Below are 14,250 nucleotides of genomic sequence, written 5' to 3'. Positions count from 1 at the left end.
ATTAATGTAATTAAAACACTTGTAGCTAGATAATGGACTTCATACATACAAAAATTCCTGATGTTGTTCTCCTCGAACCGCAAGTCTTCACTGACTCACGCGGCTTTTTCTTTGAATCTTATAATCATCAGAAGTTTACAGAAAAACTGGGAATTACCGTAAACTTCGTTCAAGATAACCACTCATTTTCTCAACATAACGTCCTGCGTGGTCTGCACTATCAAATTATTCAACCCCAAGGTAAACTAGTCCGCGCTGTCGTGGGGACTATTTTTGATGTTGCTGTAGATATTAGAAAAAGCTCTCCCACCTTCGGACAATGGGTAGGTTACGAACTCAGCGCCGAGAACAAACGCCAATTGTGGATACCTCCAGGCTTCGCTCATGGCTTTCTCGTACTGTCTGAAGTTGCCGAAGTTATTTACAAAACTACAGATTACTATGCACCTGGTGGCGATCGCACTATTCTATGGAATGATCCTGATTTAGCGATAAATTGGCCTCTCAAAGAACCACCAATTTTATCAGCTAAAGATAGCCAGGGCCAGCCATTGAAAAGCGCGGAAGTATATGAATGAATCAATCCTACTATTGGGTGGTAACGGTCAAGTAGGTCAAGAAATCCACCAAATCCTTGCACCTAAATACAAAGTTATCTCAGCCGCACGACCCAGGATAGACCTGACTCAATCTGATAGTCTGCGTCAAATTATCAAAGAAGTCCAACCGCAGATAATCATTAACGCTGCCGCTTACACTGCTGTAGACAAAGCCGAAACTGAACCCGAAATAGCCACAGCTATCAACGCTACAGCACCCCAAATTATCGCCGAAGAAAGCCAAAAACTCGGCTCATTCTTAATTCACATCTCCACAGATTACGTTTTTGATGGACAGCAAAGTCACCCTTACCAAGAAACAGACCCCACTAATCCCTTAAGTGTTTACGGTAAAACCAAACTAGCCGGAGAAATAGCCATTCAACAAACCCACCCCCAGCACCTCATTCTCCGTACAGCTTGGGTTTATGGCAGTTTTGGTAAAAGTAACTTTGTCAAAACCATGTTGCGACTGGGTGCAGAACGCCAAGAAATTCGGGTAGTTAAAGATCAAATTGGCTCCCCTACTTGGGCGCAAGATATCGCTGACACCATAGCCCAGGTGATACCCCAAATACCGGAAATTTCTGGGACTTACCACTACACAAACACTGGTGTAATTAGCTGGTATGACTTTGCCGTGGCTATTTTTGCCGAATCCCAAAAACTAGGCTTTCCGCTCACAGTCCAACAAATTATTCCTATCACCACTGCCGAATATCCGACTTTAGCCCCCCGCCCTGCCTATTCTGTCCTAGCTTGTGAGAAAATGTCACAAGTTTTGGGAACTGCTCCCCCCCATTGGCAACAAAGACTGCGGTTGATGCTTCAAGACTGGCTCTCCAAATATTCTTCATTATGAAAGCACTAATTCTCTCTGGCGGTAGAGGTACACGTCTACGTCCACTCACCTATACTGGAGCAAAGCAACTTGTCCCAGTTGCGAACAAACCTATTCTATGGTATGGGATTGAAGAAATGGTTGCGGCTGGTATTACTGATATTGGTATAATTATCAGCCCAGAAACAGGGGCAGAAGTACAAAGTAAAACTGGAGATGGAAAACTTTTTGGGGCGAACATCACCTATATTTTACAAGAACAGCCAGCCGGTCTAGCTCATGCCGTTACTGTTGCTCGTCCCTTCTTAAAAGATTCACCTTTTGTCATGTATCTGGGGGATAACCTAATTCAACAAGGGGACTTAAGCAACTTTTTACAACAGTTTATTCAAGAACAGCCTGATGCTCTAATTCTCTTGCGTGAGGTTGTCAACCCTAGCGCCTTTGGTGTAGCTAAGGTGGATGATACCGGGCGAGTACTACAATTAATCGAAAAACCCAAAGTTCCTCCATCCAATCTAGCTCTAGTAGGGGTTTATTTCTTTTCCCCGATTATTCATGATTCTATTGCTCGTATCCAGCCTTCAAACCGAGGAGAACTGGAAATTACTGATGCTATTCAACGCTTAATAGATGATAAAAGACAAGTATTAGCTTGTAATTTATATGGTTGGTGGTTAGACACTGGTAAAAAAGATGATTTATTAGAAGCTAACCGCTTAATTCTAGATACCTGTTTAACAACGTCTAACTTAGGGGAAGTGGATGCTAAAAGTCAAATCATTGGACGAGTTCAAATTGGAGTCAATTCCCAAATCATCAATTGTACAATCCGTGGCCCCGTGGTTATTGGCGATAATTGTTATTTAGAAAATTGCTTTCTTGGCCCTTATAGCAGCATCGCTAACAATACAACACTCATCGACTCAGATTTAGAACACAGCGTAATTTTAGAAGGTGCTAAAATATCCGGAATCGATCAGCGAATCATTGATAGTGTAATTGGACAACGCGCGCAACTAACGATTGCTCCCCGTCGCCCAAAAGCATTACGCTTTTTGATTGGTGATGATTGTCAAATAGAACTGACATAACCCCTAAAAACTTAGGGCAAAGATAAAGCTATGTTAAGCAAGACAAGGTTTTTACATCGGCTTGTAGTAGGTTTCAGCCTGCGATATTCTCCTACGCGACTGTAAACCCGATTTTGTTGATGTAGCAGATGATACCAACCCTCAATTATCTAGGTTGTCTTACTTAAGATAATGCAGTTTATAGAAAAAATCGGTATTGTTTTAGCCACATATAATCCCAATCTAGAATATTTTGAGAAACAAATACAGTCTATTAAGCAACAAAGTTGGCAAAACTGGGTTTGTCACATTGTAGATGACTGTTCTCACTCAGAATATCAGGTGGGTATCAAGAAGATTATTGATAACGATCCACGTTTTATTTGCCATTTTCACAGTCATAATCTCAACCACTATTATAACTTTGAACGCGGTCTAAAATATTGCGCCCAGGATAAATCTATTACTGCTATATCTCTTGCTGATCAAGATGATATTTGGCATGAAGACAAGTTGAAAATTTTATTAAAAAAACTACGTTCACAAAAAGCAGTCTTAATACATTCTGATTTAGAGTTAATTAATAGTTACGACCAGACTATTCACCCATCCGCTTGGGATTTTGAAGGACGTAAGCCGCACAAATTATCCCACGATTTATTGTTACTTCGCAACGTGGTGACAGGATGTTCTGTATTATTTTGTACTTCTCTGCTCACGGATGTACTGCCATTTCCACCACAAAATAAAATTAGCTGGTATCACGATTGGTGGATAGCATTAGTTGCATCACATAGAGGCAAAATTGTACATATCCATCAACCTTTAGTTTGGTATAGAATTCATAATGCTAATAATGTCGGTGTTCTCAAAGACTCAGGCAAAATACATTGTGAATTCTTGATTTTATGCCGCAAGAAATTTAAAATCAATGGCAATAGTTATTTAGTTCACCGAGACTTTAGTAAAGCATTTTATCGTCGATTTAAACGGGAACTTAATGAGATAGGTTACACCAATCCTTTTGATGATAGAAAATTGGATTTTGGTTGGAATATTCTTAAATTATTGTATAAAAGTTTGCTCGTAGGCTATAATTCAGAAGGTGCGGCCTTAAGAATTGGGATATTAAAACTAATTTTCGATATCCAAAGAAGTTATAGAATCATACTTTATCATTGTTTAAAAACCTTTAGAAGTTATTATAAAAACAGTCAATAAGTATGTCCGAAGCGTCAAATCTTTTAGTATCAATTCTTTTAGTTAACTATAATGGCGCTGATGTTCTACCAGATTGCTTGAACTCCCTAGATAAATTTATTCCTAAAGATAACTGTGAGATTATTCTAGTTGATAATGCTTCTCAAGACAATAGTTATGAGTTGGTTGCCAAAGATTTTCCTGATGTCAAAATAGTTAAATTGCCGAAAAACTATGGTTTTGGAGCAGGAAATAATGCTGGTGCAAAAATCGCTGAAGGTGAATTTTTACTATTATTAAATACTGATACTATCCTAACTACCAATATTTTACCACACCTGATTGATTTGATGAGAGAAAATCCAGAGGTGGGTATTATTGGTACTAAATTACTTTTTCCAGATGAGACATTTCAGGTTTCTTTTGCATACACAATTAGTCTTAAAGGTGAATATAAATCTAGAAAACTCCATAAATACGCCGAGGATAAATCTAAGTTAAATAGTTTAGAGCAGGAATTTAACACGATTAAAGAGGTGGATATTGTTGTCGGAGCAGCCTTATTTATTCGTGCAGATTTATTTCATAGTTTGGGTGGTTTTGACGAAAAGTTTTTTATCTATTTTGAAGACGCAGACTTATGTAAACGAGTGCAAAATCAAGGATATAAAATTTTATATACGCCTCAAGTGTCTTTAATACACATAAGAGGCTACTCTATGAAAAAAAATGCCAACGCTACGGCGGTGGAATATAGACGTAGCCAAATTTATTACTATAAAAAACATTGTCCTTTATGGGAGAGAATTATTTTAAGAATATATCTATTGGCTAAATTCTTGCCTGAGTTTTTGGCAACAAGAAATCCTTACAGTTTAGAAATAATAAAATTGTTATTCGTAATAGCTTAAATATACTAAGCTATTTTGATACTTAATTCAGCTAGTTATGACTGTATTGGTAAACTTATCTTTTGCCCCCTTAAAGCCAACGGGATGGTTAACTTATAGTCTCAATTTATTACCTCATATTAAATCTTTAGGTATTAATGTTGTCAGTCCGATTGCAATTGACAATATAAAAGTTTATCCATCTCCCACGAATATTACAACTGAGGGTGGCATTAAAGGACATTTTCAACGGTTGATGTGGGTGCAGTTGCAACTACCTAGTTTTTACAAACGATTAAAGTCTCGATTATTATTTTCACCTATCCCTGAAGTTCCTTTATTTTCTAATTGTCGCAGTATTGTTACTATTCATGATTTAATCCCTTTAAGATTTCCCCAGGAATTTTCTGCGGCACAACTTTTTTATTGCCGTAATTATCTACCTGCGGTGATTAAACAGTCAGAGCATATTATTTGTAATTCCTTGATTACGGCTCATGATATCCAGCATTTTCTAGGCGTTTCAGAAAAGAAAGTAACTGTAATTCCCTTAGCTATTGATCGGCAAAATTTTCGTTTTTTGGACTTGCCGAGAAAAAATTATTTCTTGTATTATGGGCGACATAATATTTATAAAAATTTAAATCGAATTATTGCCGCTTTTGCTGCGTTACCGAACAAGGATTATGAACTGTGGTTAGCAGGCCCAAATGATGCACGTTATACCCCGACGTTGCAAGCACAAGTTGAGGAACTAGGGATAACTCATCGTGTGAAGTTCCTTGATTATGTTTCTTATGGTGAATTACCTATCATTATTAATCAAGCGATCGCACTTGTTTTCCCCAGTCTTTGGGAAGGCTTTGGTTTCCCAGTCTTAGAAGCCTTGGCCTGCGGTACTCCTGTCATTACCTCTAACCTCTCTTCCTTACCGGAAGTGGCTGGAGATGCAGCCATTCTCATCGACCCCTACAACACAGCAGAAATCACAGATGCCATGCAGACTATAGCTAATGATGTTAAATTGCAATCCCATCTGTCTACCAAAGGAATCACTAGAGCCGATCAATTTAGTTGGGAAATAACAGGTAAAGCAACGAGTGAAGTTTTATCTCGTTATCTTTGAATTAGAAGAGGAAGCAGGGAGAAGAACTAATCACAACTGACAACTGACAACTAACTAATGACTAATCCACCTTTTGTAATTGGGCGACTCTGGGGTCAATAATTTTCTGACCCAAGCTTGTAAATTTAACTGCGACAGAAAGCTTGCTACCAGCACCAAAAACGTGGGTGATTTCCCCAATCCCAAAACTTTTGTGTAAAACTCTGTCCCCTACTTGCCAATCTTGATTAGCTGTTTGTTTACCATTGGTAGTTGTTGATGGGGGTCTAGTATAAGTTTGTCGGACTTGGTATTGGGTGGTGATTAATTCGGCTGGTAGTTCGTCGAGAAATTGCGATCGCATGGCGGGTTCCCGTGAGCCATATAAGCGGCGTTCACGGGCGAAGGATAAATACAATCGTTCTTGGGCGCGAGTAATCCCTACATAACAGAGGCGGCGTTCTTCTTCTAAGGCTGCGGGGTCACTTAGTGAACGGTAGCCGGGGAATAATCCCTGTTCCAAACCTACCAAGAAGACTACAGGAAATTCTAAACCTTTAGAAGCGTGCAGAGTCATCAGGGAAACGGCTGTTTGACCTTCTTTGAGGTTATCTAAATCGGAACTAAGGGCTGTACTTTGCAGGAAAGCTGTTAAAGAAACATCTTCATTCTCTTCTTGGAATTGTAAGACGGCGTTGTAAAGTTCCTGTACGTTTTGGATGCGGTCTTCAGCTTCGTCTGTTCCTTGGCTTTGTAAATCTTGCACGTAACCAGAATCTTCTAAAATCCCCATAACTATTTCCGTCACTGGGGCTGTGGTTATTTGCTCTTGCCAACGGTTAATCATTTGGGCAAAGTTATTTACCCCTTTGGCCGATCGCCCAGCCAACGTATTGACTGATGTTTCATCACTTAAGATTTCCCAGAGAGTTGTACCTAATTGCTGGGAAGCATTGATTAAGTTATCAATAGTCGCCTTACCGATACCGCGCCGAGGGGTGTTAATCACTCGTAATAAACTGACTGTATCTGAGGGGTTAGCGATCGCTCTTAAATAAGCTATAACATCTTTAATTTCTTTGCGGTCATAGAACTTCATTCCACCCACAACTGTGTAAGGAATCTGATTCCTGACTAACAATTCTTCAAAGGGACGAGATTGGGCGTTTGTCCGATACAAAATGGCAAAACTGCCCCAATTCAATTCTGGGTTTTGATGCTCTAATGTGCGGATTTGACGAATTACAAAATCAGCTTCTTCTAATTCATTATCTGCTTTGTGACAATAAATTTCCTCGCCTGCTCCCCGCGTCGGCTTCAGGACTTTATCGATTCTTTGAGTATTATTTTCTATCAGTTCGTTAGCAACTTGGAGAATGTTTTCACAAGAACGATAGTTTTCTTCTAACTTCACCATTGTGCGGGTATCTTCATCTGGCAAACCATCACCAAACTGATTCTGAAACTCCAGCAAAATGGTGAAATCTGCCATTCTAAAGCTGTAAATTGATTGGTCTGCATCACCAACAACAAAAACCGAGCGATTTTGCCATTCCCATGAACTTTTTTTCTCTTCGCCATTGGTTGTCAACAGGCGAATTAAATCGTATTGTGTACGGTTAGTATCTTGATATTCGTCTACAAGAATGTGGCAAAATTTGCGATGCCAGTAACCTAGCACCTGTTCATTTTGTTGAAATAATCTCGTGGGAATTAAGATTAAATCATCAAAATCAAGAGCATTATTTTCTGCTAGTTTATCTTGATAACGATTATAGACATCAGCAATTACTCTCCCACGATAATTTGGCTGGTCTTTTTCAAATTCTTGTGGTGAAAGTCCTTGATTTTTTGCATTACTAATGGCGTAGCGAACAGAACGCGGCTCAAACTTCTTATCATCTAGATTTAATTGTTTAGTGACGATTTCTTTGATGAGACCTTGTACATCAGATTCATCAAAAATGGAAAAATTACGATTCCATTGTCGCCCTTTTTCATCTTGATATTTTTCGATATCAAAGCGGAGAATACGAGAAAATAAACTGTGGAAAGTACCACACCACAGTTCTTTAATAGTAGTTTTATAAACGCGCGATCGCAATTTAGTTTGTTCGTGTTCTGGTAATAAATCTAAACGCTTTCCGTGTTCTGTCAAGGCTAATTGTTCTGCAAACAGCCGTTGAATCCGTTCTTTCATCTCCCTGGCGGCTTTGTTGGTGAAAGTCACCGCCAAAATATTTTCGGGAGCAACACGGTGCTTTAGTATTAAATTAGCAATCCGATAAGTTAGCGCTCGTGTTTTACCGGAACCAGCACCAGCAACAACTAACAAGGGGCCGCAATAGTGTTCCACGGCTTGACGTTGGCTGGGATTGAGATGACTGAGAAAGTCGGTAGTCATTAGTTATTAGTCAGTAGTCAGTAGTCATACCGTTTATTGATGAAGATGCACTTTATTCGGTACTGTAGAGACGTTGCATGCAACGTTTCTACATCACTTATTTGGCGCAACTTCATAGAGAATTGGTATCAGTAGTCAGTTTCCTGACCTCCCCATCTATTACTCTACCTTCAACTTTGCTCCTGGAGTGGCAGGTAGACGGTAAAAGTCGAACCCAGACCTGGTTGACTTTTGACGATAATTTCCCCTCCCATCATCTGGCAAAAGTGGCGGCTAATTGCTAAACCTAGTCCAGTACCGCCATATTTTTTCGTGGTTGAGGTGTCACCTTGAGTAAAGGGTTGAAATAACTGTAGCTGCTGACTAGGGGACATCCCAATACCTGTATCACTCACTGTGAAGGATATCGCACCAAAGGGCATTTCTGCTAAAAAATCTTCTTTTTCTCGCCTAACTGTAAGTTTGATACTGCCGTTGGTGGTGAATTTAGCAGCATTACTGAGTAGATTTAATAATACTTGCCGCATTCTGGTTTGATCAGCATACATTGTACCCAGGTGTTCATCACAATATATTTCTAAAATGTTGTTATTTTTTTCTATAGTCGGTTTGACGGTTAAAACAACATTATTTATGAGTGTGACAACATCAAATATCTCTGGATAAAGGGTCATTTTACCCGCTTCAATTTTCGACAAATCCAAAATATCGTTAATTAGTTCCAGTAGATGTCTACCCGCAGAATTGATGGTTTCTAGATCACTGGTGAATTCTCCCGACAAACTCAGGTCAGCCGCATCGTCTTTCAGGAGTTGGCTTAAGCCAATTACAGCGTTTAAAGGTGTACGCAACTCATGACTAACATTGGCAAGAAATATACTTTTTGCTTTGCTGGCTGCTTCAGCTAGTTCTTTGGCCTGTTCTAGTTCTTTGGTACGCTCAGATACACGCTCAATTAGACGATTGAGGGATTTAGCCAGTAAGCCGATTTCATCTTCTGTCGTGACAGGAGCGCGTAAATCAAAATTCGGTTTACGGGCTACTTGTTCTGCTACTTGGGTAACAGTAATGACTGGTTCCGCGATCGCTCGACTAGTCCGCCATGCTACGATGGCAGCGATCGCCACTGACACCAGCATACTCACCATCACAATTAATCTCTCAACGCTTTTGGCTTCTTCGACATCTCTTTGTCTCTGACGCTCTTTTGATTCAGCAGTTTGTAAGATATTGGATAACTTCCGTGAGAGTTGCTCTAGCTGCATGGCTGTTTCGCCACGCATAATCTCCAATAACTTCGCTCTGACTTGAACCGCCTGTTTTGGTGGTACAGGCTGCTGAATCTCTGCTACGACAGCATCTATTTGCTGCACATAAGCATCTAAATAAAACGCATAGTCTTGTAATAGAGCTTTTAAGTTGACACTAGTTGCAGCTAAGTCTTTAGGTCTACCCTCTATAAACTTGGCAATTTTTTGTTCACCAGCTTCGGCTTTTTTGACATCCCTCAAGAAATCGGCTTTTTTCATGGGCAAGCGCTGGGGATCTTCCAAAAATGCCACAATATTAGAGCTATGTAGTTGCGCTCCAATAACAGCATTCTTATAATCGGTTAATAATTGTCTTTGTTCTTGAGCTTGATTAAATTCCCTGATTTCTTTGCCTCGGTAGTAGTTGGCAATTACCAATCCAGTGAGTGAGCCGAAAAAGCCAATTCCAATTGCCACAAAGTATCCATACCCAATTTTCTGATGGATACGCCAGGAACTTGCTTTGAGTTTCCCTCGTGAAGGAAATTCTATAGTTGGGAGTTCGTCTGTCGATGTTGATGGCTCTTCTAATGACACTTCTTTGCTGTCTGAACTGCTGTCAACAGGGATCGGCTGTTGAGTTTGCATCCCTCAAATCTCCTTACCCTCCCGCCAAAACCACTAAACCACCCTCATTTGTATAACTATTACAAATGTTGATAACCACCTGTATTATCTTGGCTGATAAAAAATATAAGTAATTCACCTTTTAGATAATTCGCATGACTTCACGGTGTTTGAGTAGTTTTGATATGAATGTTTACATGGTGACTTGTTAGTACAAAATACTTGTTATTTTGTCGATTTTTTAGTAGTTTCCCTGATTATTTGTCAGAATCTTGTTAGTCTAGCCGGTTCCTTCTTCGGTTCTGGATAAAAACACTAGTTAATAGCTTCTAACCTAATAATCCCTTTTTCATCGGGAATGTTGGAAGAGATAATCTTTAGCAATCGGTTTCTATTTTAGATGACAAACCAGCTTCATAACCAACAAGAAACTAAATCTTGTAGTAAATTATAGAAATTTTTCTGGTATACCCACTGGTGAAAGACCGGCGATCGCTCGTAAATTTTGGCAACGAATCAAAGCGATAAAATCTAAGCTAGAACGCCCTTCTATCTTAGCTACTGACTCAATTGCTGATAGTAAATTTTGTGCTGCTTCGGCTTCGGAATAACCACGGCGTTGAGCAACTTTGATCGCTGCTGAGTCAGCATTTAACTCAGACTCTTGAGATTTGTTGCTACGCCAGATCCGCAACAAAGCGATCGCACTCAATCCCCCAGCGATCGCCACCCCCACCACATCAGATTGTGCAGATTCCACCAATCCACCCAAAAGCCCTGCTAACACCACACCCTGATAAATATTTGGTGTAAACCACCTCACCCCTGTTAACCAAGCGACCTTTTGTAATATGAGCAAATCTCGTTGTGGTTTTGTCAAGCGCTCCCATAAACCAAAGTTTATATATATTAGCCTCTCTTGATTCCAGGGCAAAGGAAAAATCGGGTCAATTACCTGATTTTGTTCTGGTTTGCTGACAATTTTAATCGTCATCCTACCAGAAGCCGGCATTACCTCAAATAAACGACGTATTTCAACTTTTGGCTCCATATAAATAATTCGTAATCCATGATTTGTAATTAAGATACAAACTTTTCTGTACCCCTGTAGCTGTTTCAAAAGTTATTTGTTCACCACAGAGCCACGGAGATCAGTCCATAGCTTACTTCCCCAAGCAAAAATCTATTGCTAATGCCAACACAAAGCTTAACTCTATTATGATGAAATAGAGTGTATGAAAAAACACCGTAAAAGTTCTAAATTACGAATTACGAACTACCAATTATCACATGGATGCGTTTGCTCCCACCCCCCCCGAATGGACACAAAAGGCAGTTCATGCTTACGAGTTTTGCTGTCCAACCTGCCGCGCCAGTAGTTTAGAAGCTTCACAAGTTTGGATTAATCGGCGATCGCCTGTGCTGACAACAGACCATCGACGTAAATGGCAGGAGTTCTACAATTGTCAATGTGGTTGTGTTTGGTGGGCTTGGAGTAGCGATCGGCCTCCATCCAATTTGTCTAAACCACAAGATTCTGATTTGCAATAAAAAAAGCCCTCTTGATAGAGGGCTTTGGTTCACATTAAGTAGTTAAATACTTAACTTAGAAAGTGAATGTAGTACGGAGTGTACCTACATAAATAGTATCGTTGTTGTTGTTGTTTTCTGGGTTGAAAATCACCAATAAACCGGGGGTCACGAGAATATTGTCAGTTAGTTTCAGCTTGTAAAGACCTTCTAAATGATAAGAAGTACCACTTTCTGATGCAATATTGTTACCGCCAGTAATTTTAGGTGGCTGACCAAATATCAAACCCAAGGTATTGCCTTCTCTACCAAAGTCTTTGATACCAAGGCTAGCAGCCCAGTAAAACGCATCTGCATCTCTGTTAGCACCAGTTACAGCCTCAGCAGTGGTGTAGCCCACCCAACCACCAACGGTTAGAGTAGAACTGGGTTGGAATGTAGCTTGGAAACCGTAGTGGTTAGCTTCGGTTCTAGCACCAGCAAAGGGATTATTCGCAAAAGAACTTCCTGTGCTACCGAAGAGGTTTGGAGTTTGTTGATAAGTACGAGCGTAGGCGAAACCAAGGTTAAGAGCTTGGTTTGGTTTGAAAGAAACCTGACCAAAAATGGCATTGTTGCCATCAAATAAACCATTTCCATCAGCAGGGTTAGCAGCATTATTTCTGCCTGTTGCCACGTAAGCTGCTGTAAAAGTTAAAGGCCCGTTGGGATTAACATTTACTGTGATACCAGCACCGTCGTTGGCTTGACGATAAATAGGGCTAAAACGTCCGTAGCGGGAGAGAGCGCCAGAACCACTGCTTCTAAAGTCAGGATTAAACACATTGGCGTTTTCGTTCAACTCAGCGCCAGTTGCATCAATCTTGACCCGGATAGAATCGCTCAGATTGAACGCATAGTTGAGTTTATCGATGGTAACACTGTTATCAGTACCGCCGTCATAACCCAAGCGAGTCATGTTAGTGCCGGTGGAAGCATTACCTATGTTATTGGCATTATTAGCAATAATGTTTCCAGCATTTAACCGAGTTTGCAACTGGTCTGTGCCGGTGAAACTGCTGTTTAAGGTTAAACGTACCCGGTTAGCAAAAGCCAGGTTAGAATCTAAATCGCTTCGAGCAGCTTGAGAACCTGAAGGTAGCGCTCTTGTGTCACCAAAAGCTTGGGACACACTGAAGATTGCTTCTCCAGAAAGCTTGGTAGTAGTAGAGAATTGATTAGCTTCTAACTCCGCAGTACGAGCTTCTAAAGCATCGACACGACCGCGTAAAGTTGCTAATTCAGCAGAAAATTCCTCTTGTAAACGCTGTAAAGTAGCTAAATCTTGCTTGCTAACTAAATCAGCTGTTGCTGTAGCAATCAGTTCGTTAACTCTGTCTAAACAAGCATTCAAACCAGCAGCAAACTCATAACGGGTCAAAGCACGATTACCACGGTATGTGCCGTTGGGATAACCTGCAATACAACCATAACGCTCAACCAGAGATTGTAATGCTTGGAATGCCCAATCGGTAGGTTGCACATCTGAGAATTGTGATACAGATGTTACCTGACCAATATTTTGAGCCTTAGAAGCTTGTGTTAATTGGGAAACACTGGTTACTGGCTCACCAGCTAAGGCGCTGTTACTAGCGAAAAATGTCGCAGCAAAAACAACTGGACTAAATTTTAAAGCGTTCCAGAACAGTTTTGTCATGGTTTATAACTTCACTCACACCAATTAGTTCATACTCACGGTGATATATTTAACCCTTTTTTACTTAAGGGTATATACACATGATTTATATAATGACTATACATCTTTAGCAGTACTAAAGACAAGATAGTTACCTATTTTTTAAGTTCATATTCATAATTGTTTTATTTGGTGAACATAGAATAATGCGACGTTTATAACGTACTAGCACGCCTTCATTTTCAAACTGCTGTAGTAACCTTGTTACAGTCACTCTTGTTGTATTCAAGACCTCGGCAATTTCCTGATGGGTAATATATATCTCAATGAGTTGGCCGTTTTCTAAGTTACGCCCAAACTTTTGACTGAGCCAAATAAGAAATTGCCATAAACGTAGGGAAAGAGGTTTGCGATGAACGATGCTTAAAAGCTCCTCTGACCGTTGAATATGCGTCAGCAGATTATTAGTGTATTGATGCCAAAGATGCTGGGGTATAATAATAGCCTCTACACTTGTCAAGCATTCAATTTGATATGGGTTTACCTTGGATAAAGGATAACCAATCACATCTCCTACTCCCCAATAACCCAAAGTAATAAATGAGCCATCTTCACTCCAGGTGAGAGTCCGAACAGCCCCACTCTCAATGCGCCAGAGTATGTCTTTACCAGGTGGGATGACTTCTTTACGCGTAAATAGTCTTTGTGTTAAATGCTCATTTATCGTAGAGTCATTCAAGATAACAGCAGAAGTTTGAGGAAAAATTGTAGAAGACATTATATGAGCATTTTCTAAAGGAGAAATAATGAATCTTCAAATAATTTGGGGTCTTGGCAATTGTATAGATATCTAATAAGTGTTGCGATTTATAAAAATTTAATAGGTTTAGTCTATTAAAATATAGAAGCAAATTTTTAAAGTTAAGATTGAAATTTTTTATTATCTGGCGATGGCTATCATAAAATATGAGTATATTTTGTATTTTTTTCCTAAAAAATAAACGGTAGTGGTAAATATGTAGTGAAGCTAGATAATTTCTAACTCAAATTATTCTT

Annotated in this window: 12 protein-coding genes; 7 read left to right on the top strand and 5 right to left on the bottom strand. The window is 39.8% G+C overall.

Annotated elements, in window-relative coordinates; genetic code table 11:
* Positions 1–32: 32 nt before the first annotated feature.
* From rfbC to ACM5QX_RS05060, 6 genes are all read left to right on the top strand, one after another.
* Positions 33–578, top strand: a complete 546-nt coding sequence (rfbC, locus tag ACM5QX_RS05085) for a dTDP-4-dehydrorhamnose 3,5-epimerase (protein ID WP_414752657.1) — start codon at positions 33–35, stop codon at positions 576–578.
* Positions 571–1,461: a dTDP-4-dehydrorhamnose reductase gene (rfbD, locus tag ACM5QX_RS05080; protein WP_414752656.1), complete on the top strand. Its 891-nt coding sequence runs from the start codon at positions 571–573 to the stop codon at positions 1,459–1,461. The genes rfbC and rfbD overlap by 8 nt, the downstream gene beginning before the upstream one ends.
* Positions 1,458–2,534 (top strand): glucose-1-phosphate thymidylyltransferase, encoded by a 1,077-nt coding sequence (locus ACM5QX_RS05075; RefSeq protein WP_414752655.1) that lies wholly within the window; start codon positions 1,458–1,460, stop codon positions 2,532–2,534. The genes rfbD and ACM5QX_RS05075 overlap by 4 nt, the downstream gene beginning before the upstream one ends.
* A gap of 171 nt (positions 2,535–2,705) precedes the next feature.
* Positions 2,706–3,734: a glycosyltransferase family 2 protein gene (locus ACM5QX_RS05070; protein ID WP_414752654.1), complete on the top strand. Its 1,029-nt coding sequence runs from the start codon at positions 2,706–2,708 to the stop codon at positions 3,732–3,734.
* Between the two features lie 2 nt (positions 3,735–3,736).
* Positions 3,737–4,624, top strand: a complete 888-nt coding sequence (locus tag ACM5QX_RS05065) for a glycosyltransferase family 2 protein (RefSeq protein ID WP_414752653.1) — start codon at positions 3,737–3,739, stop codon at positions 4,622–4,624.
* A 37-nt stretch (positions 4,625–4,661) separates the two neighbouring features.
* The gene (locus tag ACM5QX_RS05060; RefSeq protein WP_414752652.1) at positions 4,662–5,729 is read left to right on the top strand and encodes a glycosyltransferase family 4 protein; all 1,068 of its coding nucleotides are present in this window, start codon (positions 4,662–4,664) and stop codon (positions 5,727–5,729) included.
* 61 nt (positions 5,730–5,790) lie between these two features.
* On the opposite strand, the gene pcrA is transcribed toward ACM5QX_RS05060, so the two are convergent.
* The 3 genes from pcrA to ACM5QX_RS05045 all read right to left on the bottom strand — a co-directional run bounded on the left by pcrA (position 5,791) and on the right by ACM5QX_RS05045 (position 11,040).
* A complete protein-coding gene (gene pcrA / locus ACM5QX_RS05055) occupies positions 5,791–8,112 on the bottom strand; it encodes a DNA helicase PcrA (protein WP_414752651.1) in 2,322 nt (773 codons plus the stop codon).
* 170 nt (positions 8,113–8,282) lie between these two features.
* Complete coding sequence (locus ACM5QX_RS05050; RefSeq protein WP_414752650.1) at positions 8,283–10,010, bottom strand: ATP-binding protein; 1,728 nt, start codon at positions 10,008–10,010, stop codon at positions 8,283–8,285.
* A gap of 427 nt (positions 10,011–10,437) precedes the next feature.
* Positions 10,438–11,040: a DUF3318 domain-containing protein gene (locus ACM5QX_RS05045; protein ID WP_414752649.1), complete on the bottom strand. Its 603-nt coding sequence runs from the start codon at positions 11,038–11,040 to the stop codon at positions 10,438–10,440.
* 239 nt (positions 11,041–11,279) lie between these two features.
* Between ACM5QX_RS05045 and ACM5QX_RS05040 the strand changes: the two genes are divergently transcribed.
* Positions 11,280–11,540 carry a hypothetical protein gene (locus ACM5QX_RS05040; RefSeq protein ID WP_011320088.1) on the top strand — a complete coding sequence of 87 codons (261 nt, stop codon included), beginning with the start codon at positions 11,280–11,282 and terminating at the stop codon, positions 11,538–11,540.
* 55 nt (positions 11,541–11,595) lie between these two features.
* Here the strand turns inward: ACM5QX_RS05040 and ACM5QX_RS05035 are convergent, their stop codons facing one another.
* Positions 11,596–13,215, bottom strand: a complete 1,620-nt coding sequence (locus tag ACM5QX_RS05035) for an iron uptake porin (RefSeq protein ID WP_414752648.1) — start codon at positions 13,213–13,215, stop codon at positions 11,596–11,598.
* A gap of 130 nt (positions 13,216–13,345) precedes the next feature.
* A complete protein-coding gene (locus ACM5QX_RS05030) occupies positions 13,346–13,972 on the bottom strand; it encodes a Crp/Fnr family transcriptional regulator (protein ID WP_011320090.1) in 627 nt (208 codons plus the stop codon).
* Positions 13,973–14,250: the final 278 nt, after the last annotated feature.

The organism is Anabaena sp. CCY 9910, assembly GCF_963920875.1.
Lineage (GTDB): Bacteria > Cyanobacteriota > Cyanobacteriia > Cyanobacteriales > Nostocaceae > Trichormus > Trichormus variabilis.
Note: the sequence above shows the minus strand (reverse complement) of the source record. Positions and strands in the feature narration are given on the sequence as shown.

What these genes read in the sequence shown, in the direction of transcription:
- ACM5QX_RS05070 (WP_414752654.1), top strand. Translation starts at nt 2,706, where the DNA reads ATGCAGTTTATAGAAAAAATCGGTATTGTTTTAGCCACATATAATCCC.
- ACM5QX_RS05060 (WP_414752652.1), top strand. Translation starts at nt 4,662, where the DNA reads ATGACTGTATTGGTAAACTTATCTTTTGCCCCCTTAAAGCCAACGGGA.
- ACM5QX_RS05040 (WP_011320088.1), top strand. Translation starts at nt 11,280, where the DNA reads ATGGATGCGTTTGCTCCCACCCCCCCCGAATGGACACAAAAGGCAGTT.
- ACM5QX_RS05075 (WP_414752655.1), top strand. Translation starts at nt 1,458, where the DNA reads ATGAAAGCACTAATTCTCTCTGGCGGTAGAGGTACACGTCTACGTCCA.
- ACM5QX_RS05030 (WP_011320090.1), bottom strand. Translation starts at nt 13,972, where the DNA reads ATGTCTTCTACAATTTTTCCTCAAACTTCTGCTGTTATCTTGAATGAC.
- rfbC (WP_414752657.1), top strand. Translation starts at nt 33, where the DNA reads ATGGACTTCATACATACAAAAATTCCTGATGTTGTTCTCCTCGAACCG.
- pcrA (WP_414752651.1), bottom strand. Translation starts at nt 8,112, where the DNA reads ATGACTACCGACTTTCTCAGTCATCTCAATCCCAGCCAACGTCAAGCC.
- ACM5QX_RS05050 (WP_414752650.1), bottom strand. Translation starts at nt 10,010, where the DNA reads ATGCAAACTCAACAGCCGATCCCTGTTGACAGCAGTTCAGACAGCAAA.
- rfbD (WP_414752656.1), top strand. Translation starts at nt 571, where the DNA reads ATGAATGAATCAATCCTACTATTGGGTGGTAACGGTCAAGTAGGTCAA.
- ACM5QX_RS05035 (WP_414752648.1), bottom strand. Translation starts at nt 13,215, where the DNA reads ATGACAAAACTGTTCTGGAACGCTTTAAAATTTAGTCCAGTTGTTTTT.
- ACM5QX_RS05045 (WP_414752649.1), bottom strand. Translation starts at nt 11,040, where the DNA reads ATGGAGCCAAAAGTTGAAATACGTCGTTTATTTGAGGTAATGCCGGCT.
- ACM5QX_RS05065 (WP_414752653.1), top strand. Translation starts at nt 3,737, where the DNA reads ATGTCCGAAGCGTCAAATCTTTTAGTATCAATTCTTTTAGTTAACTAT.